Genomic DNA, 21,185 nt, shown 5'->3' with positions numbered 1-21,185 from the left:
GGGGACTGTATCGGCCCTCGTGCGTGTTGGATAGGCGTCAACCGTTGAAGGGATGCTGGTGAACGACGGCCCGCTCATCGTCCAGTCCGACAAGACGCTGCTGCTCGAAGTCGACCACGAGAAGGCCGACGCGTGCCGGAAGGCCATCGCGCCGTTCGCCGAGCTCGAACGGGCGCCCGAGCACGTCCACACCTACCGCGTGACGCCGCTGGCGCTGTGGAACGCGCGCGCCGCCGGGCACGACGCCGAGCAGGTGATCGACGCGCTGATCAGCCACAGCCGCTACCCGGTGCCGCACGCCCTGCTGGTCGACATCGCCGAGACCATGGCCCGCTACGGCCGGCTGAGGCTGGAGAAGGACCCGGTCAACGGCCTGGTGCTGACCTCGACCGACCGGGCCGTGCTCGAAGAGGTGCTGCGCTCGAAGAAGATCCAGCCGATGCTGGGCGAGCGGCTGGGCGGCGACTCCGTCGTCGTGCACCCGAGCGACCGGGGCAACGTCAAGCAGGCGCTGCTCAAGCTGGGCTGGCCCGCCGAGGACCTGGCCGGTTACGTCGACGGCGAGCATCACACGATCAACCTCGCGCAGGACGGCTGGACGCTGCGCCCCTACCAGCAGGAGGCGGCCGACGCGTTCTGGCACGGCGGCTCCGGCGTGGTCGTGCTGCCGTGCGGCGCCGGCAAGACGATCGTCGGCGCGGCGGCGATGGCGCACGCCCAGGCGACCACGCTCATCCTGGTCACCAACACGGTCAGCGCCCACCAGTGGAAGCAGGAGCTGCTCAAGCGCACCTCGCTGACCGAGGACGAGATCGGCGAATACTCCGGCACGAAGAAGGAGATCCGCCCGGTCACGATCGCCACCTACCAGGTGATGACGACCCGGCGGAAGGGCGTCTACAGCCATCTGGAGCTGTTCGACGCGCGCGACTGGGGCCTGATCGTCTACGACGAGGTGCATCTGCTGCCGGCGCCGATCTTCCGGATGACCGCCGACCTCCAGGCCCGCCGCCGCGTCGGCCTGACGGCGACGCTGGTGCGCGAGGACGGGCGCGAGGGCGACGTGTTCTCGCTGATCGGCCCCAAGCGCTACGACGCGCCCTGGAAGGAGATGGAGAACCAGGGCTGGATCGCCCCGGCCGACTGCGTCGAGGTCCGCGTCACGCTGAGCGACGAGGAGCGGCTGGCGTACGCGATGGCCGAGGCGGAGGAGCGCTACCGGTTCTGCGCGACGACGCCGTCCAAGACGCACGTGACCGAGGCGCTGGTCCGGCGGCACCTGGGCGAGCAGGTGCTGGTCATCGGCCAGTACATCGACCAGCTCGACGAGCTCGGCGAGCACCTGAACGCGCCGGTCATCAAGGGCGAGACGCGGATCAAGGAGCGTGAGCGGCTCTATCAGGCGTTCCGCGACAAGGAGATCCAGGTCCTGGTGGTGTCGAAGGTGGCGAACTTCTCCATCGACCTGCCGGAGGCGGCCGTGGCCATCCAGGTGTCGGGGACGTTCGGGTCGCGGCAGGAGGAGGCGCAGCGGCTCGGCCGGGTGCTGCGGCCCAAGGCCGACGGCGGCGGGGCGCGCTTCTACACGGTGGTCAGCCGGGACACGGTGGACCAGGAGTTCGCGGCGCACCGCCAGCGGTTCCTGGCCGAGCAGGGATACGCGTACCAGATCATCGACGCCGACGACGTGCACGGCGGGGTGTGAGCCCGGCCGCTCGGTCCGAGCGGCCAGGCCAGGTCTAGCGCCTCACGTCCACGAGACTCCGCGGGCCGTCGACAATCGAACCACCCCCCTCACTGCGTCCTCTCATCACCGCTGCCAGTCCGGCAGCGACATACCCTGATGATCCGACAAACGCACCTGGTATGCCCGGATTTTTCGGTATTTCCCAGCTTCGTTACAGGTATGTTCAGAGCAGCTGGCCGCCGAGGAACAGCACCCCTTCGGCCGCGATCCACGCCGCGACGCCCGCCCCCATCAACCTGCCGAACAGCCGTGTGTCCCGCCGGACGGCTCCGGCCAGCCAGGCCGCCACCGTGCAGCCCGCGGCGGCGGCGGCGAACAGCCCCGACACCATGGACACCGTGGCGAGCCGGCGCGCACAGGCCGAAGCGAGCTCGCCACCCGAGCAGAACGCCTCAAGCCCCCAGCCCGCGAACACGGACAGCCCCCACAGCGCCGCCAGCAGAAAGCTCGCGACGGTGGGGATGATCGGCGAGATGCCGAGCCGGACGCGCGCCACGCCGACTTCCTACCCCGCGCGGCGTCCGGCTAAATGCTTTTGAGGCCCACCGGAGCGCGCACTAAACTGGCGGATTCGCTACCTGTTACCACCACCTCCGATCCCACCGGGAGGCGCTTTCGCATGCCCACAGACCAACTGGCCCCCGACATACCCTCCGACGTGCTCGCGGCCGAGCAGGCCCACCTGGCCGAGTCGCGAGCCGCCCTGCAGGCCATGCGCGCCCACGCGCAGTCGCTGTCGGCCGACGCGGCCGGCGACTGGGTGTCGCAGCAGATCCTGCAGTCGCTGCTGGACCAGCGGGTGGCCGCGCTGGCCGACCACCCCGACACGCCGCTGTTCTTCGGCCGCCTCGACCGGGGCGCCGACGACGACCTGCCGCCCGTCATCTACGTCGGCCGCCGCCACGTGCACGACGGCAGCAGCCGGCCCCTGGTGATCGACTGGCGGGCCCCGGTGTCGCGGGCCTTCTACCAGGCGAGCCCTGCCGACCCGATGGGCGTGCGGCTGCGGCGGCGCTTCGGCTATCACGGCGGGGCGCTGACCGCGTTCGAGGACGAGCCGCTCGGACAGGGCGGCGAGATCGGTCCCTCCAAGATCCTCACCGAGGAGATCGAACGCCCCCGCACCGGCCCGATGCGTGACATCGTGGCCACCATCCAGCCCGACCAGGACGAGATCGTCCGCGCCACGCTGACCCAGACCGTCTGCGTGCAGGGCGCCCCCGGCACCGGGAAGACCGCCGTCGGCCTGCACCGGGCCGCCTATCTGCTGTTCACCCACCGCGAGCGGCTCGCCAGGTCAGGCGTGATGATCGTCGGCCCGAACCGCGCCTTCCTGTCCTACATCTCCTCCGTGCTCCCCGCGCTGGGCGAGGTCAAGGTCGACCAGACGACGGTGGCCGGGCTGCTCGGCGAGCACGCTGCCGCCGAGGACCCGGCGGTCGCCGCCGTCAAGGGCGACGCCCGGATGGCGGCCGTCCTCGGACGGGCCCTCTGGCTGCACATCGTCAAGCCCGAGGAGGGCCTGGTGTTCGCCAAGGGCGCCTACCGCCACCGGGTGGCCGACTACGAGGTGCGCGAGATCGTCGCCTCGCTGCGCGGCACCACCCGCTACGGCCCCGGCCGGGCGGCGCTGGCCCAGCGGCTGGCGCACATGGTGCTGGTGCGGATGGAACAGCGCGGCGAGTCGCCCGACGACCGGGTACAGGACTCGGTGGCCCGCTCGAAGCCGGTCAAGCAACTGGTGGACGCCATCTGGCCGAAGCTGACGCCGGAGCAGGTCCTCCACCGCCTCCTGTCGGACCCGGAGTTTCTGGCCAAGGCCGCCAGATCCGATCTGTCGCCCGACGAGCAACAGCTGATCCTGTGGCGGAAACCGTACCGGAGCTGGAAGTCGGCGAAGTGGTCGGCGGCGGACGCGGCGCTCCTCGACGAGCTGGGCGACCTCGTCGAACGCACTCCCTCGCTCGGCCACCTGGTGGTGGACGAGGCCCAGGACCTGTCGGAGATGCAGTTGCGCGCGCTCGGCCGGCGCTGCCGCAACGGCTCGGCCACCGTGCTCGGCGACCTCGCCCAGGGCACCACGCCGTGGTCGACCACGTCCTGGGAGGCGGTGCTGCGCCACCTCGGCCAGGAGACGGGCGAGGTCACCGAGCTGACGCTCGGCTTCCGCGTGCCGCGTGAGGTCCTCGACTACGCCGCCCGCCTGCTCCCCTCGGTCGCCCCCGGCCTGGCCGCCCCCCGCTCGCTCCGTCCCGGCGCCGGCTCCCTGTCGGTACGGCCCGGCGGCGACCTGCGCCAGGCCGTGACCGAGGTCCTGGCCAGGGAGGGCTCGATCGGCGTCATCGTCCCCGACGCGCTGGTTGCGGCCACGTCGGCCGCGCTGGACGGCGTCGCGCACGCCGTCCTCGACCCCGACTCGGCCGACGAGCACCGGCTGCTGATCGTCCCGGCGACACTGGCCAAGGGCCTGGAGTACGACCACGTGATCGTGGTGGAGCCCGCCGACATCGTCGAGGCCGAACCCCGCGGCCTGGCCCGGCTGTACGTGGTGCTCACGCGCGCGGTCACGTCCCTGACGGTCCTGCACGCCAGGCCCCTTCCCGCCCAGCTCGCCGGCTGACACGGCGCGCGGGGCGGTGGCAGCGGCGCCGAACGCTCCTAGGATGCTGGGCAGAAGCCATCACCCTAGGAGGAAACCGTGCCGGCACCGCTGCCACACGAATACCTGCCGCCCGTCCCCTCGCTCGTGGTGCAGAGCGACGACATCACCGACGGGGACCGGCTGAACGACCTCCACGTCTTCAACGACTGGGGCATGACGGGCCAGAACCTGTCCCCCAGCCTGCGCTGGTCCGGCGCCCCCGACGGCACCAGGAGCTACGCCGTCACCTGCTTCGACCCCGACGCCCCGACGGGCAGCGGGTTCTGGCACTGGGTGCTGTTCGACATCCCGGCCTCGGTGACCGAGCTGCCGACGGGCGCGGGCACCGGCCCCGAGTTCAAGGGCCTGCCGCAGGGCGCCGTCCACGCCCGCACCGACTACGGCACCAAGGAGTACGGCGGCGCCGCGCCCCCGCCCGGCGACCCGCACCGCTACGTGTTCACCGTGCACGCGCTGTCGGTCGACGGCCTGGGGGTGAGCGGCGACACGCCCCCGGCGGCGGTCGGCTTCAACATCACCGCCAACACCCTGGCTCGCGGCCACATCATCCCGCATTACGGCGTCTGACCACCTCTGATGGGTTCGCGACCACTCTGATAAGTTCGCGAACCATGAGCGACCTCGGGGTGGACATCCGGTTCGGCGGCCCGGGCGACGTGGAGCCGGTCCTGGACTTCTGGCTCCACGCCGCCGAAGGCACCGACCGCCGCGACTCCCCCGGCAAGCTCACCGCGCTCATCGAACGCGACCCGGAGGCGCTGCTGATCGCCGAGCTCGGCGGCGCGCTGGCGGGCACCCTCATCGCCGGCTGGGACGGCTGGCGGGCACACCTGTATCGGCTGGCCGTCCACCCGGACCACCGCCGCAAGGGCATCGCCACCGCGCTCCTGGCCGCCGCCGAGCGCCGCTTCACCGCCTTCGGCGCCTTCCGCGCCGACGCGATGGTCCTGCACGACAACACCCTCGCGCACCCGGCCTGGGCCGCCGCCGGCTACTCCCCCCAGCCCGAGTGGTCCCGCTGGGTGAAGCGGCTGATCTGATCCTCCTCCTGTACGGCTCTTCTTCTTGTACAGCTCTTCTTCCTGTACGGCACGGCCGGGTTTCGGCCAGTGCCCGTACTTCGGCCAGGGGCCTCCAGGGGCACGGCCGCTGACCGGACGGTGGCCGGGCGCCGCTACGCACCCACGTGAGGCGGTTTCCGGGGTTGGAGGTCTGATCCACGCCAGCGGGACCCGGCGCCGTCGGGGAGGCTGGCAGCATGAGTGCGAAAAGCTTGGCGGAGGACGGCGGGTCGAGTGTGGACGGGCACCCGGTGGGCGCCTGGGCCGTGATGGAGAGGTTCTACGCCGCGGAGGCCGCGTACGTGGCCGCGGGCGGGTTCGGCAAGGCGTCCTATGCCGACGTCGCCGCGTACCTGGACCCGGACGTCGTCCTGCACCAGGCTCCGGGCTTGCCCTTCACCGGCACGGGCGCGTGGCGCGGCCACGACGGCATGGAGCGGTTCCTGGCCCTCTTCAGCGAGGTGTGGGAGTCGATGGAGTTCCTGGCCCAGGAGCATTGGGGCGACGAGAACACCGTGGTCGTGCAGAACCGGGTGCGCTTCCGCGCCCGTGCCACCAGCCGGGAGGTCGACATCCTGATCATGCAGCTGATCACGGTCAGGAACGGCCGCATGCTCGAATGCCGCCCGTTCTATTGGGACCCCCAGGCCGTGGCCGACGCGTGCCGCCCAGCGGCCGTGGCTGACAATTCACCCCGGAAACCGCCTCACGTGGGTGCGTGACGGCGGCCGGCCACCATCCGGTCAGCGGCCGTCTCCCTGGAGGCCCTTAACCGAAGTGCGGGCACCGGCCATGATCCGGCGGTGCCGTAAAAGAAGATTCCCCAATTTGGGACAGGCGCAAATAACGCATCGCCCGAGCCGGAAAACCGGCTCGGGCGGATGCATTACCGAAAAGGCGAGACTTAGAAGTCCATGTCGCCGCCGCCGGGCATGCCGGCGGGAGCGGCCGGGGTCTTCTCCGGCTTCTCGGCGATGACGGCCTCGGTGGTGAGGAAGAGCGCCGCGATGGAGGCGGCGTTCTGCAGCGCCGAGCGCGTCACCTTGGCCGGGTCGAGGATGCCCGACTCGAACATGTTGACGTACTCGCCGGTGGCCGCGTTGAGGCCCTCACCCGGGGTGAGGTTGCGCACGCGCTCGACCACGACGCCGCCCTCGAGGCCGGCGTTGACCGCGATCTGCTTGAGCGGCTCCTCCAGGGCCTTGCGGACGATCGCGGCACCGGTGGCCTCGTCGCCGGTCAGCTCCAGCTTGTCGAACGCCTTGGCGCCGGCCTGCAGCAGCGCCACGCCACCGCCGGGGACGATGCCCTCCTCGACGGCCGCCTTGGCGTTACGCACGGCGTCCTCGATGCGGTGCTTGCGCTCCTTGAGCTCGACCTCGGTGGCCGCGCCCGCCTTGATGACGGCGACGCCACCGGCGAGCTTGGCCAGGCGCTCCTGGAGCTTCTCGCGGTCGTAGTCGGAGTCGGTGCGCTCGATCTCGGCACGGATCTCGTTCACGCGGCCGCTGATCGCGTCGGCGTCACCGGCGCCGTCGACGATCGTGGTCTCGTCCTTGGTGACGACGACCTTGCGGGCGCGGCCGAGCAGGTCGAGGGTGGCGTTCTCCAGCTTGAGACCGACCTCCTCGGCGATGACCTGACCACCCGCGAGGATGGCGATGTCACCGAGCATGGCCTTGCGGCGGTCGCCGAAGCCCGGGGCCTTGACGGCCACGGAGCGGAACAGACCGCGGATCTTGTTGACCACGAGGGTGGCCAGGGCCTCGCCCTCGACGTCCTCGGCGATGATGAGGAGCGGCTTGCCGGACTGCACGACCTTGTCGAGCAGCGGCAGCAGGTCCTTGTTGGCCGAGACCTTCGAGTTGACGATGAGGATGTACGGGTCCTCGAGCACGGCCTCCATGCGGTCCGAGTCGGTGACGAAGTACATCGACGTCATGCCCTTGTCGAAGCGCATGCCCTCGGTGAGCTCGAGCTCGAGGCCGAAGGTGTTGCTCTCCTCGACGGTGATGACGCCTTCCTTGCCGACCTTGTCCATCGCCTCGGCGATGAGCGAGCCGATCTCGGGGTCGGCGGCGGAGATGGAGGCGGTGGAGGCGATCTGCTCCTTGGTCTCCACGTCCTTGGCGAGCTTGGACAGCTCCTCGCTGACCCGCTCGACCGCGGACTCGATGCCCTTCTTCAGAGCCATCGGGTTGGCGCCGGCGGCCACGTTGCGCAGGCCCTCACGGACCAGCGCCTGGGCGAGCACGGTGGCGGTGGTGGTGCCGTCGCCCGCGACGTCATCGGTCTTCTTGGCGACTTCCTTGACCAGCTCGGCGCCGATCTTCTCCCACGGGTCCTCGAGCTCGATCTCCTTGGCGATGGAGACACCGTCGTTGGTGATCGTGGGAGCGCCCCACTTCTTCTCCAGCACGACGTTGCGGCCCTTGGGCCCCAGGGTCACCTTGACGGCGTCGGCGAGCTGGTTCATACCGCGCTCGAGACCGCGCCGGGCGTCCTCGTCAAACGCGATCATCTTGGCTGCCATAAGGCTAGACCTCCCAGACACAGGGTGGCTGCTGCGATCGAGCCGACGCCCGCGACGGCATGTGGGCCCGCAGCTCCTTCGGCGGACCCCCATCGTCTCGATCCCAGGGGTTGGCACTCTGCGAGTGAGAGTGCCAACGAATTGTTTAGCACTCTACCCGGTCGAGTGCAAGCTGGCAGCAACCCACCCCAGGTCAGGTCGGTACGGCGGGCCCGCGAGCCCGCCGTACTTGAGGGGACGAGAGGTGGCGGTCCGCACGTACTGCGCTGACGCGCGAGCCGCCGGTGCACACCACGTCAGACCGAGCGGACACTCTCCGCCTGCGGCCCCTTCTGGCCCTGCGTGATCTCGAACTCGACCCGTTGGCCCTGCTCGAGAGACCGATACCCGTCCATCATGATTGCCGAGTAATGGACGAATACATCCTTACCACCGTCTACCGCGATGAAGCCGTAGCCCTTGTCCGCGTTGAACCACTTGACGGTGCCCTGCGCCACTTCCGACTCCTCTTACTGGGCTCTTAGATCCCGCCCATTCCTCCGCGAGACCCACAATCGCCTGACTAATGGTTATCAGCCGTACGATCGCACTCGACCATACCTGTGGGACGGCGTTTGGCAACAGAGTCAATCGACAAATCGGGTATTTCATCTTCGGCTAACTGGTTCAACCTTGTATTTCACACAAAAGAGAAGGCGCCCGCATGGGGCGCCTTCTAGAGGGTCGTTCTGGACAGCGGGGGATCTCAGCCGCCCGCGACCGCCGGGATGATGGAGATCTGAGTGCCCTCAGGGGCAGGAGTGTCGAGCCCCTGGACGAAACGGACATCCTCTTCGCCGACGTAAACGTTGACAAAACGACGAATCTTGCCCGATTCATCAAGAATGCGTGCGCCGATCCCCGGGTAGTCGGAGTCGAGCTTGGCAAGCACGTCACGCAGCGTCGCGCCCTCTCCACTCACCTCCGCGTTACCGCCGGTGTAGGTGCGCAGGATGGTGGGAATCCGTACTGAAACGCTCATGATTAATCTCGCCTTTCCTGATTGTCAGACAGTCGCGCGGAACGCGTCGAGGGAGGGCCGGATCACGGCCGTGGGGGTGACGTCGGCGACCGCGTCGAGCGTCTTGAGCCCGTCGCCGGTGTTGAGCACCACGGTCTCGGCCTCCGGGTCGAGCTGCCCGGTCTCGACGAGCTTCTTCAGCACGCCGACGGTCACGCCGCCGGCCGTCTCGGCGAAGATGCCCTCGGTCGAGGCCAGCAGCTTGATGGCGGCGACGATCTCGGCGTCCGTGACGTCCTCGACCGCTCCGCCGGTGCGGCGCGCGATGTCGAGCACGTAGGGGCCGTCGGCGGGGTTGCCGATGGCCAGCGACTTGGCGATGGTGTCGGGCTTGACCGGCTGCACCACGTCGTGGCCGGCCTTGTAGGCGGCGGAGACCGGCGAGCAGCCGAGCGCCTGGGCGCCGAAGACCTTGTACGGGCGGTCCTCGACCAGGCCCAGCTGGATGAGCTCCTTGAAGCCCTTGTCGATCTTGGTGAGCTGTGAGCCGGAGGCGATCGGGATGACGATCTGCTCGGGCACCCGCCAGCCGAGCTGCTCGGCGATCTCGTAGGCGAGCGTCTTGGAACCCTCGGCGTAGTAGGGCCGCAGGTTGACGTTGACGAATCCCCACTTGTCGCCCAGCGGGTCGCCGATCAGTTCCGAGCAGAACCGGTTGACCTCGTCATAGGTGCCGTCGATGCCGATCAGCTTGCCGCCGAACACCCGGGCCATGGCGATCTTGGCCTGCTCCAGGTCCGCGGGGATGAACACGCAGGCGTCGAGCCCGGCCCTGGCGGCGGCCGCCGTCACCGCGCCGGCCAGGTTGCCGGTCGAGGAGCACGACAGCGTGTGGAAGCCGAAGTTGCGCGCCGCCTCGACGGCGATGGCGACCACGCGGTCCTTGAAGGAGTGCGTGGGATTGCCCGAGTCGTCCTTGACGTACAGGGACTTGATGCCCAGCGCCCGGCCCAGGTTGCCCGCCTTGACGAGCTTGGTCCAGCCGGGGTTCATGTTGGGCTTGGACGCGACGTCGACCGGCACCGGGAGCAGCGAGCGGTAGCGCCAGATGTTGGCCGGCCCCGACTCGATGTCGGCGCGGGTCACGTTCGCGAAGGAGTAGGCCGCCTCCAGCGGCCCGAAACACTCCACACAGGCGAAGCTGGGGCCGAGCGGGTAGCGGGTGCCGCACTCGCGGCAGGAGAGAGCGACGGCGGGACCGAAGTCGAGCGACATGAAGCGAGGCCTTCCCTCATCTTCGTCCGCGGCCACCCTGACCACGGACCGGAATTGGCACCCTGTCCCGGTCGGCCTCGCAGGTCGCGAGTCACAAGCCGGGAGGGTTGCCGGGGCTTCGCAGGGCCGGTCCCTCCACCCCTCTGGATGAGCAATATTCAGTTAGGAGTTGCTGAACCGGACTCTACCCAATCCAGCGGGTGAACTGACCAGTCGTCTCATTATGCGAGACGACTGGTCTCACCGGTAGTCGTCGCCGAGCGCCGCCTGCACGTATTTGCGGGCCTGGTGGATGCGTGACTTGGCCGTGCCGAGCGGGATCTTGAGCTGCTCGGCAACCTCGCTGTAGTCGAGCTGGACGATGTCGCGCAGCACCAGCGCCTGCGCGAGGTCGGGCTTGTCGGCCTCCAGCGCCTCCATGGCGTCGAGCAGGTCCAGCCGGGACCCGGCGATCACGCTGACCCGCCGCACGTCGGGCTTCTGCATGGGCAGCTCGTCGGAACTCTGCTCCGCCGCCCTGCGCTTCAGCGACCGGTACGTGGTGCGCGCGCAGTTGGCGGTCACGATGTGCAGCCACGTGCTGAACCTGGCGCGCCCCTCGAACCGCCCGATGTTGCGCGCCACCGCCAGCAGGGTGTCCTGGGCCGCCTCCTCCGCGTCCTGGTGGTAGGGCAGGATGCGGGCGCAGTGCCGCAGCACGTCCGGCTCGATCCGTCGCAGGAGCTCGCCGAGTGCGCGATGATCTCCTACGGCGGCTGAGCGGGCGAGTTCCTCGGTTGCCTCATCTAGCGCCATAGCTGGGATCCTAGGTCGGAGGACACCTCGGTGACATCTCCTCGCCGTAAACGAGGGGGTTCCTGCCACAACTCCTGGGGAGTGTCGATGAACAGCGTCCTGCTCGCCTCCAACAGAGGCCCGGTCTCGTTCACCGTCTCCGACGACGGCGAGCTGACCATGAGACGCGGCGGTGGCGGTCTGGTATCCGGTCTGTCCGGAGTCGCCAGGGACGAGGGCGTGCTGTGGGTGTGCGCGGCGCTGTCCGACGGCGACCGCAGCGCGGTGCGGCAGGCCCCGGGCGGGCGGCTCGACCAGGCGGGTTACGAGACCGGGGCGCTGCGGATGCTCGACATCGCGCCCGCCACGTTCCACCGCGCCTACAACTCGGTCGCCAACTCGACGCTCTGGTTCGTCAACCACCTGCTCTACGACATCCCGAACGCGCCGGTGTTCGGCACCAGGTTCCAGCGTGACTGGGAGTCCTACCGCGACTACAACGGCGCGTTCGCGCTGGCGCTGGCCGAGGAGGCCGGCCACGGGGCGCGCGTGATGGTGCAGGACTACCACCTGACGCTGACCCCGGCGATGCTCCGCGCCGAGCGGCCCGACCTGCGCATCGCGCACTTCAGCCACACGCCGTGGGCGCCGCCCGAATACTTCTCCCTGCTGCCCGACGAGGTGGGCCGGGAGGTCCTGGAGGGCATCCTGGGCGCCGATCACGCCGGGTTCCTCACCGGGCGCTGGGCGTCGGCGTTCCTGGACTGCTGCGCGGCCCTGCTCGGCGCCGAGATCGACCGGACGGCCCGTACGGTCACCCACGAGGGCCGCGTCACCAGGATCGGCGTGCACGGGCTCGGCGTGGACGGCAAGGCGCTGTGGGCGCGCGCCGGCGAGCCCGACGTCGAGTCGCACATGACCGCGCTCAGGGAGCAGGTCGGCGACCGCAAGCTGATCGTCCGCATCGACCGCACGGAGCTGTCGAAGAACATCGTGCGCGGCCTGCTCGCCTACCGCGAGTTCCTGGCCGCGCATCCGGAGTGGCACGGCCGGGTGGTGCACCTGGCGTTCGCCTACCCGAGCCGCCACGACCTGCCCGAATACCGCGAATACACCGCCTCGGTGCAGCGCTGCGCGCAGGAGATCGAGGACGAGTACGCCACGGAGGACTGGGACCCGCTGATCCTCAACGTCAACGACGACTACCCGCGCTCCCTGGCCGCCTACAGGATGGCCGACGTGCTGCTGGTCAACCCGATCCGCGACGGCATGAACCTGGTGGCCAAGGAGGGCCCGGTGCTGTCGCCGCGCTGCGCGCTGGTGCTGTCGCGCGAGGCGGGCGCGGCGGCCGAGCTGGGCGCCGACGCGCTGATGGTCAACCCCTACGACGTCAGCGGCACGGCGCGGGCGCTGCACCGGGCGCTGGTCATGCCCGAGGAGGAGCGGACCCGCCGCCGTGCCCGGCTGGAGTCGGCCGCCACGGCCCTGCCACCGCAGCGGTGGCTGGCCGCGCAGCTCGACGCGCTCGGCTGACGGGTCACCTCCAGTCGGCGTGCCGCAGCGCGCCGGACAGTCCGGGCGTCTTCCACTCGTCGACGACCAGCACCTTCGACGTCGGCAGATACCACTCACGGGTGGTGAAGCTCGTCCGCGTCACCTTGCCCGAGTGGGTCCGGCAGCGGGTCCGGAACTCGTGGTAGTACGCCCGGTGCCCGGGGCCGACCTGGCGCAGCCCCTTGGTGTGCCTGCCGATCCGCTCACCCCGCAGCAGCTTGCCGTCGACCGGGCAGCGCTGCACGTCGGAGGCGGGGTAGTAGCCGCCCCGCTGGGCGTTGTAGGGGCCGAAGCCCTCGGCGCCCCGCTTGATGTGCTCCGGCCCGAAGATCCAGAAGCCCTTGCAGTCGGGGGTGAAGAAGGCGGCCTTGGGGTGGGCGCACCTGCCCGTGACGACGTGCACGCTGTCGGTGCCTCCGCCGTACACCCTCCACTTGATCGGCACGTAGAGAGTCAGGCCGCCGCGCAGCTTCAGCGGCTGGGCGGGCGCCGCCGTGGCGACGGCGGGGGCCAGGAGGAGGACCGAGGCGGCGACGGCGGTTACGGTGAGTGAGCGCTTGAGCATGATCCCGACGGTAGCGGAGGCGACTTGCAGGCCGGTCACGAACGACTGAACGCCGACGTCAGTTCGCGGAGCAGGGCCACCACGCCGTCGGGTCCGTCCACGACGATGTCGGCCCGCTCGGCCAGCGCCGTCACCTCGGCCGAGCCGCTGCACACCGTCACGCCGGGCACCCCGGCTCCCCTGACCGCCTCGAACGCGGCCAGGTCGCCCAGGTCGTCGCCGGCGAACAGCACCGACCGCGCCTCCCGCTCGGCCAGGAACAGGCCGAGCGCGTGGCCCTTGTCCATGCCCGGCGGCCGCAGCTCCAGCACCAGCCGGCCGGGCTCGACGACCAGCCCGTGCTTCTCGGCCAGCTTGGCCATCGGCTCGCGCAGCTTGGCCAGCGCCCCTTCGGGGTCGGGTGCCCGGCGGGTGTGCACGGCGACCGCGCGGCCCTTGTCCTCGACGGTGACGCCCGTCGCCAGGCCGAGCGCGTCGAGCACGAACGGCAGCTCGGCCTCGGCTCTCGGCACCCCGGGCGGGGGCGGCGGCCCGGAGATCTGGCCCTGTTCCCAGCGCTCGAAGCCGTAGTGGCCGAGCACCACCAGGCCGGGCACCTCCTCCAGCCCCGGACCGAGCCGCAGGGCGGTGGCCACCGGCCTGCCCGTCACGATGGTGACCGCCTTGACGTGCCGGCCCAGCTCGGCGAGCACGGCGGCCGCCTCGGGGTGGATCCTGGCGGCCGCGGGGTCGGGCACGATCGGCGAGAGGGTCCCGTCGAAGTCGAGCCCGATCACGGCGCCCGCCGGATCCTTCAGTATCGCTTCCATTCCAGGGATGTTCGTCACGCGCCTGCCGTACCCACCAGGTCAGGGGCGCATGCCAAGCCGTCTGGCCGCGCGCTCGCGCTGCCGCGTGGCACGCAGCCTGCGCAGGCGCTTGACCAGCATCGGGTCCTGCTCCAGCGCCTCCGGCCGGTCGATGAGCTCGCCGAGCAGCTGGTAGTAACGGGTGGCGGAGAACCCGAAGGTCTCCTTGATGGCCTGCTCCTTGGCACCCGCGTAACGCCACCAGTGGCGCTCGAAGGCGAGGAGCTCGAGTTCGCGGTCTGTGAGGGGCTGTCGAACGGGTTCCGGGGCAGCACTGTCACCGCTGACCGGCGCAGTGTCCATGGTCTCCTCCTCGGGATGAGCGCGTGACGATCACGTCGCGCGCACGCGGCCCGTGGCCATCGTAATGTGCCGAGTGCGGCTGTTCACGGCGGATTGGGAGACGTACAGTCACCAAGTGTGACCTCAGTCATCACACTTCTCACCGACTACGGCCTCGAAGACGGCTATGTCGCGGCCTGTCATGGCGTGATGGCGGGCATCGCCCCCGCGGCCCGGGTGATCGACGTGTGCCACCTCGTCCCTTCGGGCGATGTACGGCGCGGCGCGGCGATTCTCGCCCAGACGATCCCGTACCTGCCTCAGGGTGTGCATATCGGCGCGGTGGACCCGGGCGGCGGCGGGCTGAGGCGGCCGGTGGCGATCGAGGCGGGCGGCCGGGTGTTCATCGGGCCGGACAACGGACTGCTGTCGTGGGCGGTCGCCGCGAGCGGCGGCGCGTCGGCGGCGTACGAGCTCCGCAACGACGAGCACTTCCTGCACCCGGTCTCGCCGACCTTCCACGGGCGGGACGTGTTCGCGCCGGTGGCCGGGCGGCTGTGCACCGGGCTGCGGCCCCGCGACCTGGGGCCGGAGGTGCCTCTGGGCAGGCTGGTCTCGCTGCCGGAGCCGACCTCGGTGCTGCGCGGCGGCGCGGTGGAGGGCGAGGTCGTCTCGGTGGACCGCTACGGCAACGCGCAGCTCTCGATCGCCGCCGGCGACCTGGAGACGCTGGGGCTGCGGATCGGCGACACGGTGGGCGTGTGGCTGGGGCGGCGGCGGCTGTCGATGCCGTACCGGGAGACGTACGCGGCGGTGCCGCCGGGGGAACTGGTGGCGTTCGCCGACTCGGCCGGGCTGATCGCGTTCGCGGTGAACTCGGGCGACGCGGCCCAGCGGCTGGGCCTGCCCCCTGGGGCACATGTCCGGCTCGCCCCCGTGAGTTAGTACGAAAGCCGCAGAACGGAATTACTCCGCGTATCGGACCGTTTACCGAAGCATCACATCGAATCGTCGACCGCATGTCAGAATGCAGGGCAGTTCGGCGCCTCCTCCCTCCGAGGTCGACGTGTACTACCTGTCCGTTGCCCTGCTCGCCCTGCTGACCGCGACCTGGCCTCCCGCCGGGCCGCCCGTTCCCGAGCGCTGGCGCTCCTGGCCGGTGACGCGCGTCTTCCCCGCGGCCGTCCCCGGCACCAGCCCGTCGGGTGCCCGGGTCACCTACGTCCTGACGGGGGTCGCACCCGAGGCGCCGTGCCCCGCCGCCTTCCAGCCCGGCGCCCTGCTCGCCCTCCCGGCCTGCGTCACGGCCCTGCGCGCCACGTACGCCGACAGCACCTCCACGTTCGTCGCCACCGTGGGCATCGCGGTGCTGGCCCGGCGGCGTGCCCCGGGCACCGCGACCGTCGCGAGCGCCGCCGCGGGTCACCGGCCGCCCACGGTCCGGCCGGTGGCCTTCCCCGGCGGGCCCGCCGAGCGGTTCGGCGAGCGCCAATACTTCACCGGCGCACTGATCAGCACGCACGACCGCTACCTGGTGGCCACGGCCGCCGGTCACGCCGACGGCAGACCGTACCGGCCCGGCGACCGGGCCGCCGCCCGGTTACGCGGCATCGCCCTCCAGCTCGCCGGCGCGCTGCACCGGGGCCTCACCCGGTGATCCGGACCCTGCTGCTGCCGCTCATGCCGCTGCTGCTCCTGGTCGGGGTGGCGGCGTTACCGGCGGGCGGCGCGGCGCGCAGCCCCGCCGACGGGCTGGCGGCGGCCGCCCGCGCCAGGCAGTGGCAGCTCGACGCGCTGCGGCTGCCGGAGGCGTGGCGCTCCAGCAGGGGCGAGGACGTGCTCGTCGCGGTGCTCGACACCGGCGTGCGCCCGCACCCGGACCTGACGGAGGCGGTCCGGCAGGGCCCCGACCTGACCGGCGTCCGCAGACGGGCGGGCCTGTGGGGGCAGCACGGCACCGCCATGGCCAGCCTGATCGCCGGCCGCGGCCACGGCGACGGCAAGGGCGTGCTGGGCGTCGCTCCGGCGGCCCGGCTGCTGTCGGTCCGGGTCACGCTGGAGAGCTCCGACCCGCTGCGCGACAAGCAGCGCGGCGGCGGCAGGGACGCCCTCGCCCGGGGCATCCGCTACGCGGTCGACCAGGGCGCGGACGTCATCAGCATGTCGCTGGGCGGCGGCAGCGGCGCCTGGGAGGGCTCGGCCGCCGAGGAGGAGGCGGTCCAGTACGCCGTCTCCCGGGGCACGGTCCTGGTGGCGTCGGCCGGCAACGACGGCGCGACGACCAACAGGAAGAACTTCCCGGCCGCCTACCCCGGCGTGATCGCCGTCGGCGCGGTGGACCAGCGGCTCCGGCCGGCCCCCTTCTCCAACCGTCGCGACTACCTGTCGGTCGTCGCCCCCGGCACCGGCATCGTCACGGCGGGCCCGTGCGGCTCGTACGTGGTGGGCGACGGCACCAGCTCCGCGGCGGCGCTGGTGGCTGGCATCGCCGCGCTGATCAAGGCGGCGCATCCGGAGCTCTCCCCGTTCCAGGTCCGCCGGGCGATCGAGCTCGGCACCCGCAGGCGGCCCGAGGGCGGCTACGACAGCTCCTACGGCCACGGCGTGGTCAACGCGGCCCTGGCCCTGCGGCAGGCGGCCCGGCTGGCCGGCCCCGCTCCCGCCCCGCCGATCCCCGGCGGCCGGTTCGGCCGGTTCGGCCACTTCGGCACGAGCCTGCCGCCCGAGCGCCCCTGGTCCCGTACGCCGGTGGTGGCGGGCCTGCTCGTCCTGGCCACCGTCCTGGCCACACGCGTCCTCGTACGCCACCGCCGACGCACAGGGCCCTCCGCGGAAGGTTCCGCGGAGGGCCCTGGAGGCTACGACGCCTAGTTCACGTGCACCACGTCGTGCGTCTCGGCGAAGTGGCACGCGCTCTCGTGCGTGGTCCCCGGCCTGATCTGCAGCAACGGCTCCTCCGTGGCGCAGATCTCCTGCGCCTTCCAGCACCGGGTGCGGAACCGGCAGCCGGACGGCGGGTTGGCCGGCGAGGGCGGGTCACCCTGGAGGATGATCCGCTCCCGCTGCTCCCGTCCCTCGGGGTCGGGCACCGGCACGGCCGACAGCAGCGCCTGCGCGTAAGGATGCGCGGGCTTGTCGTAGATGTCGACGTCCTTGCCGATCTCCACGACCTTGCCCAGGTACATCACCGCGACCCGGTCGGAGATGTGGCGTACCACCGACAGGTCGTGGGCGATGAAGATGTACGCCAGGTTGAACTCGTTCTGCAGCCGCTCCAGCAGGTTGATCACCTGCGCCTGGATCGACACGTCCAGCGCCGAGACCGGCTCGTCACAGACGATGATCTCGGGCTGGAGCGCCAGCCCCCGCGCGATGCCGATGCGCTGCCGCTGCCCACCGGAGAACTGGTGCGGGTAGCGGTTGATGTGGTCGGGGTTGAGGCCCACGACCTCCAGCAGCTCCTGCACCTTGCGGGCCCGGTCGCCCTTGGGGGCGACCTCGGTGTGGATGTCGTACGGCTCGCCGACGATGTCGCCGACCGTCATCCGGGGGTTCAGCGAGGTGTACGGGTCCTGCATCACCATCTGGATGTTGCGCCGCATCCGCTTGAGCTCGGCGCCCTTCGCCTTGGCGATGTCGCGGCCGTTGATCTGCACCGAGCCGGACGTCGGCCGCTCCAGCGCCATCAGCACCTTGGCCAGCGTGGACTTGCCGCACCCGGACTCGCCCACGACGCCCAGCGTCTCGCCCCTGTTGAGATCGAACGAGACCCCGTCGACGGCCTTGATGGCGCCGATCTGCTTCTTGAACATGATCCCCTGGGTCAGGGGGAAATGCTTGACCAGATCGCGGACCTCGAGGATGCGCTCACCTTTGGTCGCCATCGAGGACCTCCCTCCAGTAGTGGCAGGCGCTGTTGCGCGTACCGCTGATCTCGTGCAGCGGGGGGACGTCGGTCACGCAGTTGTCCTGGCGGTAGGGGCACCGCGGGTGGAAGGCGCAGCCGGTCGGCATGTCGAGCAGGTTCGGCGGCAGGCCCTTGATCGCGTACAGCTCCTGGCCCTTGAGGTCGACCCGGGGGATCGACTCCAGCAGCCCCTTGGTGTAGGGGTGGGCCGGCGACTTGTAGATGTCGTGCACGGAGGCGTTCTCCACGATGCGCCCGCCGTACATGACCGCGATCTTGTCGGCGACGTCGGCGACGACGCCGAGGTCGTGCGTGATCAGGATCATGCCCATGTTGCTCTCGCGCTGCAGCTCCGCGAGCAGCTCCATGATCTGGGCCTGGACCGTCACGTCGAGCGCGGTCGTCGGCTCGTCGGCGATCAGCACCTCGGGGTCCAGCGCGATCGACATGGCGATCATGATGCGCTGACGCATGCCCCCGGAGAACTGGTGCGGATAGTCGTTGATGCGCTGTTTGGCGGCCGGGATGCGGACCTTGTCCATGAGCTCGACGGCCTTCTTCATGCCGTCGCGCTTGGACATGCCGCGGTGCACCCGGAACATCTCGCTGATCTGCCAGCCCACGGTGAAGACCGGGTTGAGCGCGGAGAGCGCGTCCTGGAAGATCATCGCGATGCGCTGGCCGCGCACCTGGGTGCGCGCCTCCTCCGACAGCTTCAGCAGGTCGGTGCCGCGGAAGCGGACCTCCCCCTGGGGGATCCGCGCCGGCGGCATGTCGAGGATGCCCATGATCGCCTGAGCGGTCACGGACTTGCCCGAACCCGACTCGCCCAGCACGGCGACCGTCTCGCCGGGGTTGAGCGAGTAGCTCACCCCGTTGACGGCCCGCACGAGGCCCGCACGGGTGGCGAACTCCACGTGCAGGTTGTCGACCGCGAGCAGCGGCTCGTTGCCCAGCCCTCCCTCGGCAGGCAACGTGTCCAGCGATGTCTTTCTCACTTGTCCCCCCTCCTACCTGAGCTTCGGGTCGAGCGCGTCGCGCACGGCGTCGCCCAGCATGATGAACGCGAGCACGGTGATGCTCAGGAACACCGCGGGGAACACCAGCGGCAGCGGCGCCTCCAGGAACCGGCTCCGCGCGTCGGCGATCATCAGACCCCACGAGATGTCGGGCGACTGCACGCCGACCCCGAGGAAGGACAGCGCGGCCTCGGCCGCGATGAACCCGCCGAGGTTGATCGTGGCCACCACGATCACCGGGGCGATCGCGTTCGGCAGCAGGTGCCTGAACATGATCCGGCTCTGACCGGCGCCCAGCGCCCGCGCCGCCAGCACGAAGTCCTGGCTTCTGGCCGTCAGGACGGCGGCCCGCATGATGCGGAACGTCATCGGCCAGGCGATGATCGACAGAGCGAACACCACGATCCAGATGCCCAGGCCCGCGTCCCGGAACGTCGCCGTGATGAGCAGCGCGCCCAGGATGGACGGGATCGCGAAGAAGACCTCGGTGATGCGTGAGGTGATCGTGTCGGTGATGCCGCCCCGGGTGCCGGCGATGAGGCCGAGCAGCCCGCCGATGATCGCGGTGATGGCCATGGTGGCGACACCGATGATGATCGAGTTCTTGGCGCCGTAGATGGTCCTGGCGAACACGTCGCAGCCGAGGTTGTCGCGGCCGAACAGGTGACCGGGGCTCGGCCCCTGCCGGGCGCTCGACAACTCACAGGTCCGGGCGTCGAGCGGGTCGATCGACGTGAACAGCGACGGCCAGAACGACATGACGACCAGGATCGCGATGAGCACCAGTGAGAAGATGAACATCGGCCTGCGGCGCAGGTCGTGCCAGGCGTCGCTCCAGAGGCTGGCCGGCTTGGCTTCCTTCTTACGGTGTTTGACCGGAGGCGACGGGGTCTGCGTGCCCTGATCCGCCGTCAGCGTCTGCGTGTCCGGGCGTGGGTTGTCACTCATAGCGGATCCTCGGGTCGAGCACGGCGTACAGCATGTCGACGACTAGGTTCGCCAGGATGTACACCAACACCAGGATTGTCACGATACCTACGACGATCGGCTGCTCTCGCAGGTAGACACCATCGTAGAGCTGCTTGCCGATGCCCGGCAGGTTGAAGATCGTCTCGGTGATCACCGCGCCGCCCATCAGCGCGCCGAGGTCGGCGCCCAGATAGGTGACCATCGGGATGAGCGCGTTGCGCAACCCGTGCCTGCCGACGACTCTCCGTCTGGACAGGCCCTTGGCGGTGGCCGTGCGGATGTAGTCGGATCTCAGCGTCTCGACCAGGCTCGTTCTGGTGAGCCGGGTCAGGTAGGCGATCGACGTGCCCGCCAGGACGAATCCCGGCAGCAGATACGACTTCAGGCCCTGCGTGGCGCCCGCGATCGGGAAGATCTCGGTGCCCACGGCCTGCTTCAGCCAGACGCCCAGCCACAGCTGCAGGACGAACCCGGTGACCAGCGTCGGGATCGAGATGAGCAGCAGCGTCGAGGCGAGGATCGCGGTGTCGGTGGCACGCCCGCGCCGCAGCGCCGCCCACAGACCGAGCAGAACGCCGATCACGGCTTCGAGCGTGAGCGCGACCAGTGCCAGGTTCAGAGTGACCTGGAGCTTTCCGGCCAGGAGCTGGGTCACGGGGACGCCGGCGAAGGTCTTGCCGAAGTCACCCTCGAGAACGATGCCGGTGATGTAGTGCCAGTACTGCACCAGCAGCGGATCGTTCAGGTGATATTGGTCGCGGATGACGGCCAGGATCGCCGGGTCCTGGCGCTTCTCGCCTGCCAGCGCCTCGACGGGGTCACCGGGAAGCGCGAAGACGATGGCGAAGATGAACAGGGTGGCGCCCAGCAGGACTGGTATCGCCTGGATCAGGCGCCTGATGACATAACGGCCCATACAAGCCTCCCGTACATGCCTGAAGGCAGTCCCTGGGAACCTGGGGTAAAACGGCCCAAGCGACTGCCTTCGA

22 protein-coding genes and 1 riboswitch are annotated in these 21,185 nt (G+C 70.2%); of the genes, 9 read left to right on the top strand and 13 right to left on the bottom strand.

Translation table 11 applies throughout. The features are described 5' to 3' along the window. Positions 1 to 52 precede the first annotated feature (52 nt). Positions 53 to 1,705 (top strand): DNA repair helicase XPB, encoded by a 1,653-nt coding sequence (locus ADY59_RS08490; RefSeq protein WP_049559842.1) that lies wholly within the window; start codon positions 53 to 55, stop codon positions 1,703 to 1,705. Between the two features lie 205 nt (positions 1,706 to 1,910). Here the strand turns inward: ADY59_RS08490 and ADY59_RS08485 are convergent, their stop codons facing one another. Next, entirely contained in the window at positions 1,911 to 2,243 is a 333-nt protein-coding gene (locus ADY59_RS08485; protein ID WP_049559841.1) for a hypothetical protein, read from the bottom strand. A 123-nt stretch (positions 2,244 to 2,366) separates the two neighbouring features. On the opposite strand from ADY59_RS08485, the gene ADY59_RS08480 reads away from it, so the two are divergent. The 4 genes from ADY59_RS08480 to ADY59_RS08465 all read left to right on the top strand — a co-directional run bounded on the left by ADY59_RS08480 (position 2,367) and on the right by ADY59_RS08465 (position 6,192). Next, entirely contained in the window at positions 2,367 to 4,367 is a 2,001-nt protein-coding gene (locus tag ADY59_RS08480) for a HelD family protein (protein WP_049559838.1), read from the top strand. A gap of 78 nt (positions 4,368 to 4,445) precedes the next feature. Further along, positions 4,446 to 4,976 carry a YbhB/YbcL family Raf kinase inhibitor-like protein gene (locus ADY59_RS08475; RefSeq protein ID WP_049559835.1) on the top strand — a complete coding sequence of 177 codons (531 nt, stop codon included), beginning with the start codon at positions 4,446 to 4,448 and terminating at the stop codon, positions 4,974 to 4,976. Between the two features lie 44 nt (positions 4,977 to 5,020). Beyond that, positions 5,021 to 5,449, top strand: coding sequence for a GNAT family N-acetyltransferase (locus ADY59_RS08470; RefSeq protein ID WP_049559832.1), 429 nt, complete (start codon positions 5,021 to 5,023; stop codon positions 5,447 to 5,449). A gap of 218 nt (positions 5,450 to 5,667) precedes the next feature. Then, entirely contained in the window at positions 5,668 to 6,192 is a 525-nt protein-coding gene (locus ADY59_RS08465; protein ID WP_082309950.1) for a nuclear transport factor 2 family protein, read from the top strand. Positions 6,193 to 6,374: 182 nt separating this feature from the next. Here the strand turns inward: ADY59_RS08465 and groL are convergent, their stop codons facing one another. The 5 genes from groL to ADY59_RS08440 form a co-directional block, all read right to left on the bottom strand. After that, positions 6,375 to 8,003 (bottom strand): chaperonin GroEL, encoded by a 1,629-nt coding sequence (groL, locus tag ADY59_RS08460; RefSeq protein ID WP_049559829.1) that lies wholly within the window; start codon positions 8,001 to 8,003, stop codon positions 6,375 to 6,377. Positions 8,004 to 8,299: 296 nt separating this feature from the next. Then, positions 8,300 to 8,500 (bottom strand): cold-shock protein, encoded by a 201-nt coding sequence (locus ADY59_RS08455; protein ID WP_049559825.1) that lies wholly within the window; start codon positions 8,498 to 8,500, stop codon positions 8,300 to 8,302. Positions 8,501 to 8,748: 248 nt separating this feature from the next. Beyond that, positions 8,749 to 9,024: a MoaD/ThiS family protein gene (locus ADY59_RS08450; protein WP_049559822.1), complete on the bottom strand. Its 276-nt coding sequence runs from the start codon at positions 9,022 to 9,024 to the stop codon at positions 8,749 to 8,751. Between the two features lie 24 nt (positions 9,025 to 9,048). Next, positions 9,049 to 10,278, bottom strand: a complete 1,230-nt coding sequence (thrC, locus tag ADY59_RS08445) for a threonine synthase (protein ID WP_049559819.1) — start codon at positions 10,276 to 10,278, stop codon at positions 9,049 to 9,051. A 13-nt stretch (positions 10,279 to 10,291) separates the two neighbouring features. Beyond that, a riboswitch (SAM riboswitch) is annotated at positions 10,292 to 10,432 on the bottom strand. Between the two features lie 86 nt (positions 10,433 to 10,518). Beyond that, positions 10,519 to 11,073 (bottom strand): RNA polymerase sigma factor, encoded by a 555-nt coding sequence (locus ADY59_RS08440; protein ID WP_049559817.1) that lies wholly within the window; start codon positions 11,071 to 11,073, stop codon positions 10,519 to 10,521. A gap of 87 nt (positions 11,074 to 11,160) precedes the next feature. Here ADY59_RS08440 and ADY59_RS08435 point away from each other — a divergent pair, with 87 nt between their 5' ends. Next, the gene (locus tag ADY59_RS08435) at positions 11,161 to 12,585 is read left to right on the top strand and encodes an alpha,alpha-trehalose-phosphate synthase (UDP-forming) (RefSeq protein WP_049559814.1); all 1,425 of its coding nucleotides are present in this window, start codon (positions 11,161 to 11,163) and stop codon (positions 12,583 to 12,585) included. Positions 12,586 to 12,589: 4 nt separating this feature from the next. On the opposite strand, the gene ADY59_RS08430 is transcribed toward ADY59_RS08435, so the two are convergent. The 3 genes from ADY59_RS08430 to ADY59_RS08420 are packed head-to-tail and all read right to left on the bottom strand — an operon-like array spanning position 12,590 to position 14,322. Next, complete coding sequence (locus tag ADY59_RS08430) at positions 12,590 to 13,171, bottom strand: hypothetical protein (protein WP_156325376.1); 582 nt, start codon at positions 13,169 to 13,171, stop codon at positions 12,590 to 12,592. Positions 13,172 to 13,206: 35 nt separating this feature from the next. Next, on the bottom strand, positions 13,207 to 13,980 hold the full coding sequence (gene otsB, locus ADY59_RS08425; RefSeq protein ID WP_053174550.1) for a trehalose-phosphatase: 774 nt from the start codon (positions 13,978 to 13,980) through the stop codon (positions 13,207 to 13,209). Between the two features lie 39 nt (positions 13,981 to 14,019). Beyond that, entirely contained in the window at positions 14,020 to 14,322 is a 303-nt protein-coding gene (locus tag ADY59_RS08420) for a DUF3263 domain-containing protein (RefSeq protein WP_049559807.1), read from the bottom strand. A 117-nt stretch (positions 14,323 to 14,439) separates the two neighbouring features. Here ADY59_RS08420 and ADY59_RS08415 point away from each other — a divergent pair, with 117 nt between their 5' ends. The 3 genes from ADY59_RS08415 (at position 14,440) to ADY59_RS08405 (ending at position 17,172) form a co-directional block, all read left to right on the top strand. Next, positions 14,440 to 15,246, top strand: a complete 807-nt coding sequence (locus ADY59_RS08415; RefSeq protein WP_049559803.1) for an SAM hydrolase/SAM-dependent halogenase family protein — start codon at positions 14,440 to 14,442, stop codon at positions 15,244 to 15,246. An 82-nt stretch (positions 15,247 to 15,328) separates the two neighbouring features. Beyond that, positions 15,329 to 15,958, top strand: coding sequence for a hypothetical protein (locus ADY59_RS08410; protein ID WP_049559801.1), 630 nt, complete (start codon positions 15,329 to 15,331; stop codon positions 15,956 to 15,958). Continuing rightward, positions 15,955 to 17,172, top strand: coding sequence for a S8 family serine peptidase (locus ADY59_RS08405; protein ID WP_053174547.1), 1,218 nt, complete (start codon positions 15,955 to 15,957; stop codon positions 17,170 to 17,172). The genes ADY59_RS08410 and ADY59_RS08405 overlap by 4 nt, the downstream gene beginning before the upstream one ends. On the opposite strand, the gene ADY59_RS08400 is transcribed toward ADY59_RS08405, so the two are convergent. The 4 genes from ADY59_RS08400 to ADY59_RS08385 are packed head-to-tail and all read right to left on the bottom strand — an operon-like array spanning position 17,169 to position 21,112. Continuing rightward, on the bottom strand, positions 17,169 to 18,185 hold the full coding sequence (locus ADY59_RS08400; protein WP_049559800.1) for an ABC transporter ATP-binding protein: 1,017 nt from the start codon (positions 18,183 to 18,185) through the stop codon (positions 17,169 to 17,171). The genes ADY59_RS08405 and ADY59_RS08400 overlap by 4 nt on opposite strands. Continuing rightward, positions 18,169 to 19,206: an ABC transporter ATP-binding protein gene (locus ADY59_RS08395; protein ID WP_049559798.1), complete on the bottom strand. Its 1,038-nt coding sequence runs from the start codon at positions 19,204 to 19,206 to the stop codon at positions 18,169 to 18,171. Before ADY59_RS08395 ends, ADY59_RS08400 begins: the two co-directional genes overlap by 17 nt. A gap of 12 nt (positions 19,207 to 19,218) precedes the next feature. After that, on the bottom strand, positions 19,219 to 20,175 hold the full coding sequence (locus tag ADY59_RS08390; RefSeq protein ID WP_053174544.1) for an ABC transporter permease: 957 nt from the start codon (positions 20,173 to 20,175) through the stop codon (positions 19,219 to 19,221). Beyond that, positions 20,168 to 21,112: an ABC transporter permease gene (locus tag ADY59_RS08385; protein WP_049559796.1), complete on the bottom strand. Its 945-nt coding sequence runs from the start codon at positions 21,110 to 21,112 to the stop codon at positions 20,168 to 20,170. The genes ADY59_RS08390 and ADY59_RS08385 overlap by 8 nt, the downstream gene beginning before the upstream one ends. Positions 21,113 to 21,185: the final 73 nt, after the last annotated feature.

The organism is Nonomuraea sp. SBT364 (assembly GCF_001083785.1).
GTDB lineage: Bacteria > Actinomycetota > Actinomycetes > Streptosporangiales > Streptosporangiaceae > Nonomuraea.
Note: the sequence above shows the minus strand (reverse complement) of the source record. Positions and strands in the feature narration are given on the sequence as shown.

Bases quoted from the DNA above. Each gene is read 5' to 3' on its own strand.
- ADY59_RS08490 (WP_049559842.1), top strand. From the start codon at position 53: ATGCTGGTGAACGACGGCCCGCTCATCGTCCAGTCCGACAAGACGCTG.
- ADY59_RS08480 (WP_049559838.1), top strand. From the start codon at position 2,367: ATGCCCACAGACCAACTGGCCCCCGACATACCCTCCGACGTGCTCGCG.
- ADY59_RS08470 (WP_049559832.1), top strand. From the start codon at position 5,021: ATGAGCGACCTCGGGGTGGACATCCGGTTCGGCGGCCCGGGCGACGTG.
- ADY59_RS08465 (WP_082309950.1), top strand. From the start codon at position 5,668: ATGAGTGCGAAAAGCTTGGCGGAGGACGGCGGGTCGAGTGTGGACGGG.
- groL (WP_049559829.1), bottom strand. From the start codon at position 8,003: ATGGCAGCCAAGATGATCGCGTTTGACGAGGACGCCCGGCGCGGTCTC.
- ADY59_RS08450 (WP_049559822.1), bottom strand. From the start codon at position 9,024: ATGAGCGTTTCAGTACGGATTCCCACCATCCTGCGCACCTACACCGGC.
- thrC (WP_049559819.1), bottom strand. From the start codon at position 10,278: ATGTCGCTCGACTTCGGTCCCGCCGTCGCTCTCTCCTGCCGCGAGTGC.
- ADY59_RS08440 (WP_049559817.1), bottom strand. From the start codon at position 11,073: ATGGCGCTAGATGAGGCAACCGAGGAACTCGCCCGCTCAGCCGCCGTA.
- ADY59_RS08435 (WP_049559814.1), top strand. From the start codon at position 11,161: ATGAACAGCGTCCTGCTCGCCTCCAACAGAGGCCCGGTCTCGTTCACC.
- ADY59_RS08430 (WP_156325376.1), bottom strand. From the start codon at position 13,171: ATGCTCAAGCGCTCACTCACCGTAACCGCCGTCGCCGCCTCGGTCCTC.
- otsB (WP_053174550.1), bottom strand. From the start codon at position 13,980: ATGGAAGCGATACTGAAGGATCCGGCGGGCGCCGTGATCGGGCTCGAC.
- ADY59_RS08420 (WP_049559807.1), bottom strand. From the start codon at position 14,322: ATGGACACTGCGCCGGTCAGCGGTGACAGTGCTGCCCCGGAACCCGTT.
- ADY59_RS08410 (WP_049559801.1), top strand. From the start codon at position 15,329: ATGCAGGGCAGTTCGGCGCCTCCTCCCTCCGAGGTCGACGTGTACTAC.
- ADY59_RS08400 (WP_049559800.1), bottom strand. From the start codon at position 18,185: ATGGCGACCAAAGGTGAGCGCATCCTCGAGGTCCGCGATCTGGTCAAG.
- ADY59_RS08390 (WP_053174544.1), bottom strand. From the start codon at position 20,175: ATGAGTGACAACCCACGCCCGGACACGCAGACGCTGACGGCGGATCAG.
- ADY59_RS08385 (WP_049559796.1), bottom strand. From the start codon at position 21,112: ATGGGCCGTTATGTCATCAGGCGCCTGATCCAGGCGATACCAGTCCTG.